16 protein-coding genes and 1 riboswitch are annotated in these 16,084 nt (G+C 69.7%); of the genes, 8 read left to right on the top strand and 8 right to left on the bottom strand.

Annotated elements, in window-relative coordinates:
• The 6 genes from VHK87_RS10720 to VHK87_RS10695 all read left to right on the top strand — a co-directional run.
• A partial coding sequence (locus VHK87_RS10720) for an MMPL family transporter (protein WP_329634889.1) occupies nucleotides 1-312 on the top strand: 312 nt, incomplete at its 5' end.
• 15 nt (nucleotides 313-327) lie between these two features.
• Nucleotides 328-1,290 (top strand): protein translocase subunit SecF, encoded by a 963-nt coding sequence (gene secF / locus VHK87_RS10715; RefSeq protein WP_329634888.1) that lies wholly within the window; start codon nucleotides 328-330, stop codon nucleotides 1,288-1,290.
• A 9-nt stretch (nucleotides 1,291-1,299) separates the two neighbouring features.
• Entirely contained in the window at nucleotides 1,300-1,659 is a 360-nt protein-coding gene (locus VHK87_RS10710) for an Mth938-like domain-containing protein (RefSeq protein WP_329634887.1), read from the top strand.
• A gap of 20 nt (nucleotides 1,660-1,679) precedes the next feature.
• Nucleotides 1,680-2,630: an aldo/keto reductase gene (locus VHK87_RS10705; RefSeq protein WP_329634886.1), complete on the top strand. Its 951-nt coding sequence runs from the start codon at nucleotides 1,680-1,682 to the stop codon at nucleotides 2,628-2,630.
• 85 nt (nucleotides 2,631-2,715) lie between these two features.
• The gene (locus VHK87_RS10700) at nucleotides 2,716-3,327 is read left to right on the top strand and encodes a hypothetical protein (RefSeq protein WP_329634885.1); all 612 of its coding nucleotides are present in this window, start codon (nucleotides 2,716-2,718) and stop codon (nucleotides 3,325-3,327) included.
• A gap of 63 nt (nucleotides 3,328-3,390) precedes the next feature.
• Nucleotides 3,391-4,071 (top strand): squalene/phytoene synthase family protein, encoded by a 681-nt coding sequence (locus tag VHK87_RS10695; protein WP_329634884.1) that lies wholly within the window; start codon nucleotides 3,391-3,393, stop codon nucleotides 4,069-4,071.
• Nucleotides 4,072-4,103: 32 nt separating this feature from the next.
• Here VHK87_RS10695 and trmFO read toward each other — a convergent pair whose 3' ends face one another.
• Nucleotides 4,104-5,504: a methylenetetrahydrofolate--tRNA-(uracil(54)-C(5))-methyltransferase (FADH(2)-oxidizing) TrmFO gene (trmFO, locus tag VHK87_RS10690; RefSeq protein ID WP_329634883.1), complete on the bottom strand. Its 1,401-nt coding sequence runs from the start codon at nucleotides 5,502-5,504 to the stop codon at nucleotides 4,104-4,106.
• A gap of 126 nt (nucleotides 5,505-5,630) precedes the next feature.
• On the opposite strand from trmFO, the gene VHK87_RS10685 reads away from it, so the two are divergent.
• Complete coding sequence (locus tag VHK87_RS10685) at nucleotides 5,631-6,530, top strand: hypothetical protein (RefSeq protein ID WP_329634882.1); 900 nt, start codon at nucleotides 5,631-5,633, stop codon at nucleotides 6,528-6,530.
• Here the strand turns inward: VHK87_RS10685 and VHK87_RS10680 are convergent.
• Both VHK87_RS10680 and uvrA read right to left on the bottom strand, forming a co-directional pair.
• Complete coding sequence (locus VHK87_RS10680; RefSeq protein WP_329634881.1) at nucleotides 6,527-7,138, bottom strand: glutathione S-transferase; 612 nt, start codon at nucleotides 7,136-7,138, stop codon at nucleotides 6,527-6,529. The genes VHK87_RS10685 and VHK87_RS10680 overlap by 4 nt on opposite strands.
• 208 nt (nucleotides 7,139-7,346) lie before the next feature.
• Nucleotides 7,347-10,238 carry an excinuclease ABC subunit UvrA gene (uvrA, locus tag VHK87_RS10675; protein WP_329634880.1) on the bottom strand — a complete coding sequence of 964 codons (2,892 nt, stop codon included), beginning with the start codon at nucleotides 10,236-10,238 and terminating at the stop codon, nucleotides 7,347-7,349.
• Nucleotides 10,239-10,471: 233 nt separating this feature from the next.
• Here uvrA and VHK87_RS10670 point away from each other — a divergent pair, with 233 nt between their 5' ends.
• Nucleotides 10,472-12,052 (top strand): ABC-F family ATP-binding cassette domain-containing protein, encoded by a 1,581-nt coding sequence (locus VHK87_RS10670; protein WP_329634879.1) that lies wholly within the window; start codon nucleotides 10,472-10,474, stop codon nucleotides 12,050-12,052.
• On the opposite strand, the gene VHK87_RS10665 is transcribed toward VHK87_RS10670, so the two are convergent.
• The 5 genes from VHK87_RS10665 to VHK87_RS10645 all read right to left on the bottom strand — a co-directional run bounded on the left by VHK87_RS10665 (nucleotide 12,049) and on the right by VHK87_RS10645 (nucleotide 16,035).
• Nucleotides 12,049-13,809, bottom strand: a complete 1,761-nt coding sequence (locus VHK87_RS10665; RefSeq protein ID WP_329634878.1) for a sensor histidine kinase — start codon at nucleotides 13,807-13,809, stop codon at nucleotides 12,049-12,051. The two genes, VHK87_RS10670 and VHK87_RS10665, sit on opposite strands and share 4 nt — an antisense overlap.
• Before the next feature lie 83 nt (nucleotides 13,810-13,892).
• Nucleotides 13,893-14,312 (bottom strand): PaaI family thioesterase, encoded by a 420-nt coding sequence (locus VHK87_RS10660; RefSeq protein ID WP_329634877.1) that lies wholly within the window; start codon nucleotides 14,310-14,312, stop codon nucleotides 13,893-13,895.
• Nucleotides 14,313-14,317: 5 nt separating this feature from the next.
• Nucleotides 14,318-14,812 carry a 6,7-dimethyl-8-ribityllumazine synthase gene (locus VHK87_RS10655; protein ID WP_329634876.1) on the bottom strand — a complete coding sequence of 165 codons (495 nt, stop codon included), beginning with the start codon at nucleotides 14,810-14,812 and terminating at the stop codon, nucleotides 14,318-14,320.
• Between the two features lie 88 nt (nucleotides 14,813-14,900).
• Nucleotides 14,901-15,066, bottom strand: a riboswitch (FMN riboswitch).
• Between the two features lie 201 nt (nucleotides 15,067-15,267).
• Nucleotides 15,268-15,711, bottom strand: coding sequence for a flagellar basal body protein (locus tag VHK87_RS10650; protein ID WP_329634875.1), 444 nt, complete (start codon nucleotides 15,709-15,711; stop codon nucleotides 15,268-15,270).
• 3 nt (nucleotides 15,712-15,714) lie between these two features.
• Nucleotides 15,715-16,035 (bottom strand): rod-binding protein, encoded by a 321-nt coding sequence (locus VHK87_RS10645; protein WP_329634874.1) that lies wholly within the window; start codon nucleotides 16,033-16,035, stop codon nucleotides 15,715-15,717.
• Nucleotides 16,036-16,084: the final 49 nt, after the last annotated feature.

Genomic DNA, 16,084 nt, shown 5'->3' with positions numbered 1-16,084 from the left:
CTGGCGGTGGCGGTCGACGCCAACGTGCTGATTTACGAGCGGATGCGGGACGAAGTACGGACGGGCCGGTCGGTGATCACCGCCATGGACGCGGGCTTCGCGCGGGCCATGACCACCATCCTGGACGCCAACATCACAACTCTGCTGGCGGCTCTCATCATGTTCGCCCTGGGGTCCGGGGCGGTGAAGGGGTTCGCCGTGACCCTGTCGATCGGGGTGGTCACCTCGGTGTTCACCGCCGTCTACGTCACCCAGGTCCTGCTCGCCTTGTGGTTCCGGTCCGTCCGGCCCAAGACGCTGCCGATCGTTTAGGAGCCCTGATCCGCCATGTGGCCTCTGATCAAGCTTCTCCCGGCCAAGACCAACTTCCGGTTCGTCGCCTTCTCCAAAATCGCGGCGGTGCTCTCCATCGTCGGCTTGATCGGCTCCCTGCTGCTCGCGGCCCTGCCGTTTGAGCCGCCCTGCGGCGGCCTGAACTGCGGCATCGACTTCAAGGGCGGCACGGTCCTGGAGTTCTCCACCGCGCCCAAGCCCGTTGACCTCGGCCTCGTCCGCCAGACGCTGGCCGGCAAGGGACTGGGCGACGTGCAGGTGCAGGAGTTCGGCTCCCCCACCTCGGCCGTCGTCCGCTTCGAGAACCCTGAGGGCGTGACGCCGGACGCCGCCGTCGCCGCCGTGCGCGCCGACCTGACGCGGGCCCTGGGCGACGTCACCTTCCAGCGCGGCGACAGCATCGGGGCCAAGGTCTCCGGCGAGCTTTTCCAGGCCGGCATGATGGCGCTCGGCCTCGCGATCGTGCTGATGCTGATCTACATCTGGTTCCGGTTCGAGCTGCAGTTCGGCCTCGGCGCGGTCGTAGGCCTGTTCCACGACGTTATCCTGACCTTCGGCCTGATCGCCCTGCTGGACCTGGAGTTCAGCCTGACCAGCATCGCCGCCATCCTGACCATAATCGGCTATTCGATGAACGACACCGTCGTCGTGTTCGACCGGTTCCGGGAGAACCTGCGCAAGTACAAGCGGATGCCGCTCGCCGAAATCATCGACCTGTCGATCAACGAGACCCTGTCGCGCACCGTGATCACCGGCTCGACCGGCATCCTGGCGCTGCTCGGCCTGGCGATCTTCGGCGGGCCGACCCTGTTCGCCTTCTCGATCATCATGATCTTCGGGATCATCATCGGCACCTATTCGTCGATCTACGTCGCCGCTCCGGTGATCCTGCTGTGGGGCGTGAAGCGCGGCGAGGAAGAGGCCGAGCCGATCCGGCCGGCCAGCGCCCGGCCTTAGGCTCCCGCGTTGGCCCGCAACGCGCCGAGCGTCGACGCCTACGGCGAGGGCGGTTTCCGCCTGTCCGGCGAATGGCGTCCGGGGTCCGTGCTGATCCTGGACGACGAGGCGCTCGACTGGCCGGTGGGCAGCCCGGCCGAACTGACCGCCCAGTCCCTGGCGCAGGTGATCGAAGCCGGGCCGCAAGCCGCCGAGTTTGTGCTGATCGGCATGGGCCCGAGGAACGCCCTACCGCCCCGCGAAGTACGTGACGCGGTGCGCGCCGCGGGCCTGGGCCTGGAGTTCATGGACACGCCGGCCGCGGCCCGCATGTACAATGTCCTGACGTCCGAGGGACGGCGGGTCGCTGCGGCCCTGATTGCGGTGTGACCACCTAGCGGGAGAAGCCGATGCAGACGGTGCGGCTAGGGCGGACGGGCGTGGAGGTCAGCGTCGCCGGGCTCGGCTGCGGCGGCCACAGCCGGCTGGGTATGGCCCGCGGCGCCAGCGCCGCAGACGCGGCCGGGATCGTCCGCCTGGCCCTCGACCTTGGGATCACCTTCATCGACACGGCCCGGGCCTACGGCACCGAGGAGGCCGTGGGGCTCGGAGTGCAGGGTCGCAGGGACCAGGTGTTCATCTCCACCAAGGCCGCACCCACCCGCGGCGGCGTCGGCCGGGACGAGCTAATCTCGCCCGAGGAACTGACCGAGAGCCTGGAGCTGTCGCTGCGCCGGCTGCAGACCGACCGCGTCGACCTCTTCAACCTCCACGGCGTCCAACCCGCCCACTACCAGCACTGCGCCGAGGTCCTGGTCCCCGAGCTGAAGCGCCAGCAGGCCGCCGGGAAGATCCGGTACCTGGGCCTCACCGAACAGTTCGGGCGGGACACCCGCCACGAGACCTTGGCCCGCGCCGTGCCGGACGGTCTGTTCGACGTGGTGATGGTCGGATTCAACCTGCTCAATCCGTCCGCCCGCCGGCGCGTCTTCCCGCTGACCATGCAGCACGACGTCGGAACGCTGATCATGTTCGCAGTCCGCAGAGCCCTCAGCGACCCGGCGGCCCTGCGCGAAGTGGCGACGAAGCTGGTGGAAAGCGGGGAGGTGGACCGCGGCGCGCTGAACCCTGACGATCCCCTCGATTTCCTGGCGAGCCACCCGGACGTGGAGTCGGTCGTCCAGGCCGCCTATCGCTTCTGCCGCCACGAGCCGGGGACGAACGTTATCCTCACCGGCACCGGAAGCGGCGAGCATTTGAGGCAGAACGTACGCTCGATCCTGGACCCGCCGCTGCCCGCCGAGCTCTGCTCCCGCCTTGAGGCCGTGTTCGGTCGCGTGGAGTCGGTCTCCGGCAACTAAGGCCGCGGCTAGGCCGTTGAAGCTTTACCGCTGCGACGAAACGCCCCTATACCTGGGCTCAGGGCAGGAATGGAAAGGGCTTCCTATGGCCGGAATTCTCGCGAACTTCCGAACCACCATCATTGTCAGCCTGGTGCTGGCGCTGATCATGATCTTCGCTTACGGGGCTGGGTCCCCACAGCAGTTCGATCTCGCCTTCTGGCAGGCGGTGCTGCGCTGGGTGCACGTCGTCTTCGGCATCCTGTGGATCGGGCTGCTCTACTATTTCAACTTCGTCCAGATCCGGAAGATGCCCGACATCCCGGCCGAGCTTAAGCCGGCGGTCTCCAAGTACATCGCGCCGGAGGCGCTGTTCTGGTTCCGCTGGGCGGCGCTGTTCACGGTCCTCGCAGGCATCCTGCTGGCCTTCGCCCGCGGCACCGAATACGCGATTGGCGTGCTGAGCGTTGGCGCCACGGAGGGCTTCGAGCCCGGGTACGTGCTGATGGGCGTTGGCGTCTGGCTGGCGATCGTCATGTTCATCAACGTCTGGGGCTTCATCTGGCCGAACCAGAAGCGCGCCCTTGGCATCGTACCTGCGGACGACGAGACCAAGGCCCGCTCGGCGCGGACGGCCATGCTGTTCTCCCGGACCAATCTTCTGCTGTCGCTGCCCATGCTGGTCAGTATGACCATGCAGCAGACCATGTTCGGCTGAGCCTTGCGGCCATAGCTGAGGAAAGGCCCGCCACACCGGCGGGCCTTTTGCTATGAGGCCGCCATGAACTACGACGACCTCGACGCGCTGATCCGCCGGGTGGACCCGGACCGCTGGCTGTCCAGCCGGTTCATCGCCGATGAGTCCGCCCGCGTTGACGTGATCGCCCTCTACGCGTTTGACCACGAGCTCGCCCGCGCCCCGAAGGTGGCCTCCGAGCCGCTGCTCGGCGAGATCCGCCTGACCTGGTGGGGAGAGGTTCTGGAGGAGATCTTCGAGGGCCGGCCAGTCCGCCGGCATCCCACCGCCGAGGCCCTGGCGCGCGCCGTGCGCCGCCACGACCTGCCGCGGGCGCCGCTGGAGGCGATGATCCAGGGCCGCTACCGCGAGCTCGACCGCGCCCCGATGAGCACCGCTGAAGCCATCGCGTGGGCCGAGGCCACCGCCGGCCAGGCCGCCGCCGCCGCCGCCCGCCTGCTCGATCCGGTCCAGGACCCCGCCGCCCCTAGAGCCGCCGGCCAGGCCTGGGCGCTCTCGGTCATGGAACGCAACGGCGCCGGCCCCCACCTGACCGAAGCCGTGGCCCTGGCCCTGAAGGACGCGCGCTCGGCGCCCGTGAGCCCGGCGGCGTTCCCGGCCGTGGCCCACGCCGCGTTCGCCCGCGCCTACGCGGACCGCAAGGAGCTCTCCGACCTCGGCAAGCGGATTCGCCTGACCTGGGCGGTCGCGAGGGGACATATCTAAACCCGATCATCCCGGCGCCCGCCGGGATCGTGTTATTCGGCCGCCAGCGCGCTCGCGCCGCCGACCCACGTCTCGATATCCGCCAGCGCCCGCTCGCCGACCAGCCGCTTCTTGATGCGGGTCTTCTCTTTGGCGCCAAGGCGGCGGCCGTCCTCGGCGCGCTTCGGGGGCGCGACCGGCGGCAAGAGGCCGTAGTTGATGTTCATCGGCTGGAAGGAGCCGGCGCCGGCGTCCAGGTGCCCGCCGGTGATGTGGCCGATCAGGGCTCCCAGCGCCGTGGTGACCGGCGGCGGCTCGATGGGCCGGACCAGCCGCTCGGCGGCGGCGAAACGGCCGGCCAGCAGGCCAACGGCCGCGCTCTCCACATAGCCCTCGACGCCGGTCACCTGACCGGCAAACCGCAGCCGCGGCTGGGCCTTCATCCGAAGCTGCCGGTCCAGCAGGCGCGGACTGTTGATGAAGGTGTTGCGGTGCAGGCCGCCGAGCCTGGCGAACACCGCCTTCTCCAGCCCCGGGATGGTGCGGAAGATCTCGGTCTGGGCGCCGTGCTTCAGCTTGGTTTGGAAGCCGACCATGTTCCAGAGTGTGCCCAGCGCATTGTCCTGGCGCAGCTGGACGACGGCCCAGGGCTTTTCGTCCGGCTTGTGGAGGTTGGTCAGCCCCACCGGCTTCATCGGCCCGTGGCGCAGGGTCTCGCGGCCACGCTCGGCCATCACCTCGATGGGCAGGCAGCCGTCGAAGTAGGGGACCTGTTCCCAGTCCTTGAACTCGCTCTTCTCGCCGGCCAGCAGGGCGTCGATGAAGGCGTCGTACTGCTCGCGGGTCATCGGGCAGTTGATGTAGGCGGCCGCATCGCCGCCCGGGCCTTCCTTGTCGTAGCGCGACTGCCGCCAGGCGACGTCCATGTCGATGCTCTCTAGGTGAACGATCGGGGCGATGGCGTCGAAGAAGGCTAGTTGGCCCTCGCCGGTCAGCTCCAGGATCGCCTCCGACAGGGCCGGGGAGGTGAGCGGGCCGGTGGCGACGATCACGTTGTCCCACTCGACTGGCGGCAGGCCCGCCACCTCCTCGCGCGCCACGGTGATCAGCGGGTGGGCCAGCAGGCGTTCCGTCACCGCCGCCGAGAAGCCCTCGCGGTCCACCGCGAGGGCGCCGCCGGCCGGCACCTGGTGCGCATCGCCGCTGGCCATGATGATCGAGCCCAGCTTGCGCATCTCGGCGTGCAGCAGGCCCACCGCGTTGCCGGCCCAGTCGTCGGCGCGGAAGGAGTTGGAGCAGACGAGCTCGGCCAGCTTGTCGGTCTGGTGGGCGGGCGTGCCGCGGACGGGGCGCATCTCGTGGATCACGACCGGAACCCCGGCCTGGGCGATCTGCCAGGCGGCCTCCGAACCGGCCAGGCCGCCGCCGACGACGTGGATGGGTGCTGTGGTCATTGGCGCTTCCTAGCAACGATCCGGCGCAATCGCGAGCGGGGCCTTGCGGGCCGCGGGCATGCCCCTAATTTGCAGCCAAAGGGGCGGCCGACTCGTTGATCTGAAGAGTTCGGCCCGAGGAACACGATGAGCCAGTTCTCGGCCAGCGAAGCGGCGCTGGAAGGCTTCCGCCTGGTGCGGCGGCATCCGGCTGCGATCCTTGCCTGGTGCGGAGTCTACTTCCTCGGGATCATGGCCATCGCCCTGGTGATGGCCGCGGTGCTCGGGCCAACCTTCATCGAATTCATCCAGAACGGCGGGCTGGAGTCCGGCAGCAGCGAGGCCTTCGCCGAACAGCTGGCCAACTCCTGGCCGGCCTTCATCCTGGTGCTGCTGCTGGCCATGCTGCTGATGGGCATCCTGACGGCTGCGGTCTACCGCTCGATCCTGCGGCCGGAGGAGCGCAGCCTGGCTTATCTGCGCATCGGCGCCGACGAGGTGCGGCTGGCGGCGGTGCACATGCTGCTGTTCCTGATCCTCATGGCGTTCGTGATCCCCATCAACATGCTGATCCTGGGGGCGATGAGCGGCGTCGGCGGGCCGGTGCTGGCGGTCGCCGCCCTGGCGCTGGTCGGGGTGATGTTCTGGGTGGGGGTGCGGCTGTGCCTGGCGACCCCGGTGACCTTCGCCGAGCACCGCATATCGCTCGTGCGGACCTGGCGGCTGACCCGCGGCCGGTTCTGGCCGCTGCTCGGCATGGCCGTGCTGGCGGTGATCTTCTACGTGATGGTCTGGCTGCTGGTGACCTTCCTGGGCGTGGTTATCGTCGGCCTCTCCGGCGGGGCGGACGTGGTGGCCAGCGAGGGCCCGCCCAGCATCGGCACGGTCATCGCCCTGCTGGTATCGGTGGCCATCCAGCTGCTGGTGCCGACCCTACAGGTGGTGATGATCTTCGCGCCGTTCGCCATCGCCTACCAGGCGCTCAGCGGGCCGGAGGACGAGGTCCCGGCCGTCCCGCCCGCAGGCGCCGAGCCTGCTCCGACCTAGGCCAGGGCGCTCGGCCGCGAGCCGACGCGCTCGCGCCAGGCCAGCACGTTTGCGTGCTCCTCGGGAACGGGCAGGCCGATCCATTTGGCGAAGTCCACGGTCGTCAGAGCGCAGATGTCGGCCATAGTGTACTGATCCCCCGTCACGAAGGGCCGGTCCGCCAGCTCGCGGTCGAACCACTTCAGCGCGCCCGCATAGGTCTCGCGGTTGGATTCCCCGAAGTCCTTGAACTGGGTCAGCAGGACGGCCGTGTAGGGGTGGGCGTGGCGCCAGTAGTTGCCCACCGGCTGCATCAGCACGAACTCGGCCCGCCGGATCCACATCTCCACCTGCGCCTTCTCCACCGGCGTGCGGCCGAACAGCGGCGGGTCCGGCTGCACCTCCTCGAAGTAGCGGCAGATGGCGACCGTCTCGGAGATGGCCGTCCCGTCGTCCAGCTCCAGCGTCGGCAGCTGGCCCAGGCTGTTGCGGGCCCGGTGCTCGGCGCTCTTGTGCTCCCGCTTGCCCATGTCGACCGCCGTCTCGGCAAGGTTGATGCCCTTCTCCGCCAGGAAGATCCGCACCCGCCGCGGGTTCGGAGCAGGGTAGGGCGCGCCGTAGAGCTTCATGGGGATCTCCGATGGGTGGAGCCGCCACGCTTAGGCGGCCGAACCCTGTTCGGAAAGGGATCCTCCACCGCAGTGGGAGGGGGACCGCGCGGTGGAGGGGGTTCACACGCGCCGAGGCAGGGGCTCTGTCCCTGATCTAAGTCGCTGGGCTTGAACCCCCTCAGTCGCTTCGCCACAGCTCCCGCCTGTGGGGGAGCATCTAGCGGCGCTAGGCCGTCAACCGCCGCTCACCGCGGCGCTGGCGATGCCGCTCCAGCAGCTCGGCGAGATACCGGCCGGTCCAGCTGCGGGGGTCGGCGGCGACCTTTTCGGGGCTCCCGGTGGCGACCACTTCGCCGCCGCCGTCGCCGCCTTCGGGGCCGAAGTCGATCAGCCAGTCGGCGGTCTTCACGACGTCGAGGTTGTGCTCGATGACGACCACGGTGTTGCCAGCGTCGACCAGCTCGTGGAGCACCTCGAGCAGCTTCTTCACGTCCTCGAAGTGAAGGCCGGTGGTCGGCTCGTCGAGGATGTAGAGCGTGCGGCCCGTCGCCCGCCGCGAGAGCTCCTTGGACAATTTGACCCGCTGAGCCTCGCCGCCGGACAGGGTCGTCGCCTGCTGGCCGACCTTGATGTAGCCGAGGCCGACCCGCTTGAGGGTCTCCATCTTCTCGCGGATCGGCGGCACCGCCTTGAAGAAGGTGGCGGCCTCCTCGACGGTCATGTCCAGCACGTCCGCGATGGACTTGCCCTTGAAGACGATCTCCAGCGTCTCGCGGTTGTAGCGGTGGCCCTTGCAGACGTCGCAGGTGACGTAAACGTCGGGCAGGAAGTGCATCTCGATCTTGATGACGCCGTCGCCCTGGCAGGCCTCGCAGCGGCCGCCCTTCACGTTGAAGCTGAACCGGCCAGGCCCATAGCCGCGAGCCTTGGACTCCGGCAGGCCGGCGAACCAGTCGCGGATCGGCTGGAAGGCGCCGGTGTAGGTGGCCGGGTTGGACCTGGGCGTGCGGCCGATCGGCGACTGGTCGATGTCGATGACCTTGTCGAAGTTCTCCAGGCCCTCGATCCGGTCGTGCGGGGCCGGCGCGTCGGCGGCGTTGTGCAGTCGGCGGGCGGCGGCCTTGTAGAGGGTCTCGATGGTGAAGGTGGACTTGCCGCCGCCGGAGACGCCGGTGATGCAGGTGAAGGTCCCGACGGGGATCTCGGCGGTGACGCCCTTCAGGTTGTTGCCGGTGGCGCCGACGATGCGCAGCACCTTCTTCTTGGAGATCGGCCGCCGGTCCTGAGGCACCTCGATCTCGCGCGCGCCGGACAGGTACTGCCCCGTCAGGCTGCGCGGGCTCTTCATGATGTCCTCGGGCTTGCCCTCGGCCACCACCTCGCCGCCGTGCACGCCGGCCGCCGGGCCCATGTCGATCACATAGTCGGCGGTGAGGATCGCCTCCTCGTCGTGCTCCACGACCAGCACCGAATTGCCCAGGTCGCGCAGGCCGCGCAGGCTGTGCAGCAGCCGGCTGTTGTCGCGTTGGTGCAGGCCGATGGAGGGCTCGTCGAGCACGTAGAGCACGCCGGTCAGGCCCGAGCCGATCTGGCTGGCCAGCCGGATGCGCTGGCTCTCGCCGCCGGACAGAGTGCCCGAGCCGCGGGAGAGGTTCAGGTAGTCCAGGCCCACGTCCACCAGGAACCGCAGCCGGTCGTTGATCTCCTTCAGGATCCGCCGGGCGATCTCCATCTGCTTGTCGGTGAGCTGGCCGTCGAGGGCTTCGAACCACTCGCGGGCGTGCTTGATGGAAAGGCCGGATATCTCCGAGATGTTCTTCCCGGCGATCTTCACCGCCAGCGCCTCGGGCTTCAGCCGCTGGCCGCCGCAGGCCTCGCAGGGGATCTGCGACTGGAACCGGCCCAGCTCCTCGCGCACCCAGGCGCTGTCGGTCTCGCGCCAGCGGCGCTCGAGGTTCGGCAGCACGCCTTCGAAGGTCTTGTTGACCTCGTACTTCCGGGCGTTGTCGTCGTAGGTGAACTTGATCTTCTCGCCGCCCGAGCCGTGCAGGATCACCTGCTTGGCCGCGTCCGGCAGCTTCCACCACGGCTCGTCCATGGAGAAGCCGTAGTGGCGCGAGAGCGCCTGCAGGGTCTGGGTGTAGAGCGGCGAGGGGCCCTTGCTCCAGGGGGCGATGGCGCCCTTGTGCAGGGTGCGGTCCTTGTCCGGCACCACCATGTCCGGGTCGAACGCGAGTTTCGCGCCCAGGCCGTCGCACACCGGGCAGGCGCCGTGCGGGTTGTTGAACGAGAACAGCCGCGGCTCGATCTCGCTGATGGTGAAGCCGGAGACCGGACAGGCGAACTTCTCGGAGAAGATGATCCGCTTGGGCTCGGTCTGGCCTTCCTCGACGTCGGCCCATTCGGCCACGGCGATGCCGTCGGCCAGCCGCAGCGCCTGCTCGATGGAGTCGGCGTAGCGGGTCTCCAGCCCCTCGCGGGTGACGAGCCGGTCCACCACCACGTCGATATCGTGGTTGAACTTCTTGTCGAGGGCCGGGGCGTCCTCGATGGGGTAGAACTCGCCGTCGATCTTAAGCCGCTGGAAGCCCTGCTTCTGCCAGTCGGCCATCTCCTTGCGGTACTCGCCCTTGCGGCGGCGAACGACGGGGGCGAGCAGATAGAGCCGCGTGCCCTCCGGCAGGGCTGTCAGCTTGTCGACCATCTGGCTGACGGTCTGGCTCTCGATCGGCAGGCCGGTGGCTGGCGAATAGGGTACGCCCACCCGCGCCCACAGCAGGCGCATGTAGTCGTGGATCTCGGTGACCGTGCCGACCGTGGAGCGCGGGTTGCGGCTGGTGGTCTTCTGCTCGATGGAGATGGCCGGCGACAGACCCTCGATCAGGTCCACGTCCGGCTTGCTCATCAGCTCCAGGAACTGGCGGGCGTAGGCCGACAAGCTCTCCACATAACGCCGCTGACCCTCGGCGTAGATGGTGTCGAAGGCCAGCGAGCTCTTGCCCGAGCCCGACAGGCCGGTGAGCACCACGAGCTCGCCCCGCGGGATGTCGACGTTGACGTCCTTGAGATTGTGCTCGCGGGCGCCGCGCACCCGGATCGAGTTCAGTTGATCAGCCATGATGTCCCGGGAACGCTCACTCCCGCCGGCCCGGCGAGGAATTCGTTAATGTAGGATCAGGGACTCACTCATAACACGGGAACACAAGGGGAACAAACCTGTGTTCTTCGGCCGCAGGGTTACGTGGCCCGGCGGCTTCCGTTATATCGGCCTTTCCGATCGAGGAGGCCAGACCATGGAAAGCGCGACGATCTTCCGCTCCGTCCCGCACGCCCACGCGCCCATGGTTTCAGATGCCCGCCTATCTCACTCTCGACGGCCTTTCCTACCGCACGCCTGACGGCCGCAGCCTCTTCGACGACTTGACGCTGGCCTTCGGGGCCGAGCGCACGGGCCTTGTCGGCCGGAACGGCGCGGGCAAGACGAGCCTGCTGCGTCTGGCGCTGGGCGAGCTTGCGCCGAGCGCCGGGGCGGTGGTCCGCAACGGCCGGATCGCCATGCTGCGCCAGGCGCTGCAGCCGCCGCCCGGCGCGACCGTCGCCGATCTGCTGGGCGTGGCGGACGACCTCGCCCGCCTTAACAGGATCACGGCGGGGCAGGGGGCGGCCGAGGATCTCGCCGAAGCCGACTGGGAGCTGCCGATCCGCCTGGAGGCGGCGCTGGCCGAGCTCAGCCTGCCGGGGCTGGAGCTGACCCGTCCTGCGGCCAGCCTGAGCGGCGGGGAGGCGACCCGTGCGCAGCTGGCAGGCCTCGTCGCCCGCGAGCCGGACCTGCTGGTCCTCGACGAGCCGACCAACAACCTCGACGCCGACGCGCGCGGCTACGTGGCCGACCTGCTGGCCGGCTGGCGGCGGGGCGCCCTGGTGGTCAGCCACGACCGGGCGCTGTTGCGCCAGATGGACCGCATCGTCGAGCTCTCCGGGCTGGGCGCGAAAGTTTACGGCGGCGGCTTTGACGCCTACGCCGAGCGCAAGGCGCTGGAGGAGGCCGCCGCCGACCGCGAGCTGGCCTCGGCCGAGCGGGCCCTGGTCGCCGTCGAGCGCCAGGCGCAGGCCGCGCGCGAGCGGCAGGCCCGGCGCGACGCCGCGGGCAAGCGGGCCCGCGCCAAGGGCGACGCCCCCAAGATGCTGCTCGACTTCCGGGCCGAGCGGGCCGAGCAGACCGCCGGCCGCGGCAGCCGGCTGGCCGAGCGCCAGCGGGAGAGCGTCGCCGCCGACCACGCCGCCGCCCGCGCCAGGGTGGAGGTCCGCCGCGCCCTGGCGTTCGATCTGCCGCCGAGCGGCCTGCCGGCGGGAAAGACGGTGCTGGCGTTCGACGGCCTCGCCTACGGCCATCCCGGCGGCCCACACCTCATCCAGGACCTCTCCTTCCGCATCGTCGGCCCGGAGCGGGTGGCGGTCATCGGTCCGAACGGATCGGGCAAGACGACCCTGCTGCGCCTCGCCGTGGGTGAGCTGGCGCCGACCGCTGGACGGATCAGCCTCGGCGTCAGGCCGGCCCTGCTGGACCAGCAGACGGCGATCCTGCGCGAGGAAGAGACCCTCCTGGAGGCGTTCCGGCGGCTCAACCCCAGCCTTGGGCGCCAGGAGGCCCACGCGGCCCTTGCCCGCTTCCTGTTCCGCAACACGGCCGCCCAGAAGACCGTCGCCTCGCTCAGCGGGGGGGAGCGGCTGCGGGCCGCGTTGGCCTGCGTGCTGATGGGCGCTGAGCCGCCGCAGCTGCTGATCCTCGACGAGCCGACCAACCACCTGGACCTGGACTCCATCCAGGCGGTGGAGAGCGCGCTGGCCGGCTACGACGGCGCCCTGCTGGTGGTCAGCCACGACCGCGACTTTCTGGACGCCGTCGGCGTCGAGCGGGAGATCGCGCTCTAGTTGCCCGGCTCGAGGATGTGGACGGTCCGCATCCGGCAGACCAGGCCCTCGGGGCGGAAGTCCATCTCGGCGGGAGAGCCGAGCTCGCCGGCCAGGCCGTGCTGCAGCAGCCGCGAGCCGAAGCCGCGGGTGGCGGGCGGGGTGACCACGGGGCCATGCTGCTCGCGCCAGACCAGTTCCAGCGACGGCTTGTCCTCGCCCGTCACCGTCCACTCCAGGCCGACCACGCCCGCCGCGTTGGAGAGCGCCCCGTACTTGGCCGCGTTGGTGGCCAGCTCGTGCAGGGCCATGGCGATGGCCAGGGCGACGTTGGGCGCCAGCAGCACCTGTGGCCCGGCGATCCGCACCCGCGGCAGCTCCGGCCCCTGGAACGGGGTCAGCGCGCCGGCGACGATGTCGCACAGAGCCGCGCTCTCCCAGTGCGCCCGGGTGAGCACGTCATGGGCCGCCGACAGGGCCAGCAGCCGGCTGGTGAACAGGGCCTTCAGCTCCTCAGGCGAATGTCCCCGCCGCAGCGTCTGGTTGAGGATCGACTGCACCGTGGCCAGGGTGTTCTTCACCCGGTGGTTCAACTCGTTGATCAGCAGCTGCTGATGTTCGGTCAGCCGCTTGCGGTCGGTGACGTCGGTCAGGGCCCCGACCACCCGGACCGGCCGGCCCTCATCGTCGCGGACGATATCCACCTGGCGCGACATCCAGCGCACCTCGCCGGTGTCGGCCCGTAGGATCCGGTACTCGGCCTGTCCGGCCATCTCGTCCAGCGGCCGGCCCGCGGCGGCCATGGAGTTGGGGCGGTCCTCCGGATGGATGAGACTGGCGGCGTAGGCCATGGTGACGACCGCGTCCTGCGGTATGCCCCACAGCTGCTTGGCCACCTCGGAGGTGTAGAGTTCGCCCGTCTCCAGATTCCAGTCGTAGGCCCCAACGCGGCCGGCCTCCTGCGCCAGGCGCAGCCGGCCCTCGCTCTCGCGCAGGGCGTCGGCCGCCTGCTTGGCGCTGGTCACGTCGCGGAACAGGAAGGCCACCCCGTCCGGCACCGGATAGAGCCGGATGTCCAGCCAGGCGTCGTGCCGCTCGTCCACGTAGTGGTGCTGCAGCGAAACCGGCCTCGAGGTCTCGCGCACCTGCCGGTAGGCCGCTTCCAGCGGGCTGCCGACCAGGGCCGGCCAGGCCTCGGAATAGCGCTGGCCGAGGATCTCCGTCGCGGGCCGGCCGTCCATCCGCAGGAGCTCTGGATTGACCTCGATGACGATCAGGTCCCGGTCGAGCACCACGCAGCCTTCGCTGATCGCGGCGATGATGGCGTCGGCGCGCGAGGGCGGCGGCGGCGTCGGTCGGCGGATAGCCATCACGCCGCCGACCCCGCCGGGCGCAGCCGAATCGTAGAGCGGCGTCAGGTCCTGGGTCTCGCCCACCGGGCCGCCGTGACCGGCCAGCGCCCGGCGCACCGCAGGCTCGATCAGCGGCCAGCGCTCGGCCCAGGAGTCTTCGGCAGTGCGGCCGAGGGCGGCGGGGTGCCGCGGCCCGAGGATGTGGGCGTAGCCGTCGTTGTAGATCTGCACGAGCGCATCGCCCCACCAGATCATCATGGGCTGCCGGGCGGCCAGGATCAGGCCGATGGCCGTCTTCAGACCCGCCGGCCAGCCTTCCGGCGCCCCGAGCGGCGTCGTCCGCCAGTCGTGGCGCCGGATCCGTTCGCCCATCTCGCCGCCGCCGGCGAGAAAGGCAGGGCCGGTGATGACTAGTCCCTTGTCCAAGCGCCCCGTCCTCGAAGAACGGGACTCTTGGCGAACGCTGCAACCTGAAGCAACTGCCTCACTGTCACAGGGACGACTCGTCCTCAGGTTTTTCGCACCACCCGGAATACGCCATTGGCGCGAGCGCACGGCTCACCGTCGGCGGTGACGAAGGCCTGGGCGAAGCATAGCGTCCCGCCCGGACGCACGAACACCGTGTCGAACTCCAGCCACTGGCCGATGCGGGCTGTGGCCAGGAAGTCGATGGCCATGTTGACGGTCACGAAGCTGGCGCCGCCGCCGACCACGCGCCCGCAGGACAGGCCCATGGCGTTGTCGGCCAGGGCCGTCACCAGCCCGCCGTGGACGAAGCCGCGGCTGTTGGTGTGGGCCTCGGCGGCGATCAGCCCCAGCACCAGGGCCCGCTCGCTTTCGCGGGCGAAGATCGGCTCCCAGGGCTCGGTGAGGGGGCTCTTGCGCTTATGCGGCGCAAAGCCCGGCGGAGGTGAGGCGAGCGTCTCCATGCCGCTCACGCCGCCTGCAGCCGACCCAGGCTGGCCAGCGTCTGGGCGCAGGCCTGGGCCGCCTCCCCGCCCTTGATCCGGAAGTGGTCGCGGAAAAAGCGGCGGTGCGTCTCGTGTTCGTGGAAGTGATGCGGCGTCAGCACCACGGAGAAGACCGGCGTGTCGGTCTCCAGCTGCACCTGCATCAGCGCCCGCACCACCGTCTCGGAGACGAAGTCGTGGCGGTAGATGCCGCCGTCGACCACCAGGCCCGCGGCGACCACCGCGGCGAACCGGCCGGTGCGGGCCAAGAGCTTGGCGTGCAGCGGGATCTCGAATACGCCGGGCAGCTCGAAACGCTCGATCGCCTCATGGCGGAAGCCGAGCTTGGCCATCTCGTCGACGAACCCGACGTAGGATTCGTTGACGATGTCGGCGTGCCACAGCGAGTGGACGAAGGCGACGCGCGCGGCGCGGAAGGCGCCGGTGGCGGTGGGCAGTTCGTAGGCGACTTGGGTCATGGTTCTGTTCCCTGGTTGGGTTCGAAGACCACGACTCAGGGAGACGCCGGACGCAGGGCAGGCGGAGTCGGACTCCGGCCGCGCGCACGACAGTTCTCATAACCGGACTATGACCGTCGGCCCCGGGATCGCACCGGGTCTGCTCGTCCCTGCCGGCCGAAGCCGCCAGGCGCCCGCGGGCTCGTCCCACCATCGCCGAAGCTAGGGAGGGCATTACCGCCGGTGGGGAGTTTCACCCCGCCCTGAGAACGCAGGCCGCCGGCACATCCGACGGCGGGTGCAGCTTGGCGCCGAAACACGCGGTGAACAAGCGTTTGAATGACCTCTCCCTGCGCTTGTGGGGGGAGAGGGTAGGGTGGAGTGGGGGGCGCTATCTCAGGTGTATGCGCCGACTTGAACTCGCCGGCTGCGCCGGCTCGCCCTCACCCTAGCCTCTCCCGCAAGCCGGAGAGGTCTCAGGCACGCTTGTTCAGCGTGATCGCCGTGGCGGCGTTGGCCGAGCTCTGGGTCGCGCTCGGCCCGTAGGCGGTGGCGGAGGTGCGCTGGTCGGCGACTTCCTCGGCGATGGCGCGGACGAGGCCCTCGGTAATGGTTTTGGCCGCCAGCAGCGCGCGGCCGTGGCGGGCGAGGACCGCGTCGAAGGCCTCCGTGGCCCGCATCAGCCGCTGGCGCTGGGCGAGCGGGGCGCCGGAGACCAGGGCCGGGTTGGCGCGCACTCGGGTGGACTCGTGGCGGTAGAGGTTGGCCAGCCGTTGGGTCTCCTCCACCTGGCCGGCGACGTCCTGCGGGCGGCGTGTTTCGAACGCCTGGCATTCCTCGACCAGCAGGGCGGTGAGTCGCTCGGTGAGGATGATCAGCTGGTCGACGCGATCGGTGGCGTCATGGGCGGCGAGGGCCATCGGCTACTCCTCCAGGCCTTGCAACTTCAGCATCTCCTTGGCGACGGTGTCGGACAGGCCGACGCCGCCGCCCTTGACCATCTGCTTGGCCATGGCGTCGGAGAGGAAGGACTTGAACATCTGCTCGCCCTGGCCGCCGCCGAAGGGAGCTGCGACCTCCACCTCGTCGAACATCTCCTGGAGCATGATCGACAGGAACGAGGCCTCGAAGTCCTCCGCGGTCTTGCGGATGTTCGCCCGCTTGGCGAGCTGTTCGGGGCTCTGCGGAGCGCCGGCTGTCAGCAGGTTGGTGGGCAAGGCGAGCGCGGCGGACAGGTCGCTCATCACATCACCTCGATTTCGGCCTGCAGGGCCCCGGCGGCCTTGATGGTCT

The organism is Phenylobacterium sp., from assembly GCF_036263695.1.
In the GTDB taxonomy this organism is placed as follows: domain Bacteria; phylum Pseudomonadota; class Alphaproteobacteria; order Caulobacterales; family Caulobacteraceae; genus Phenylobacterium.
Note: the sequence above shows the minus strand (reverse complement) of the source record. Positions and strands in the feature narration are given on the sequence as shown.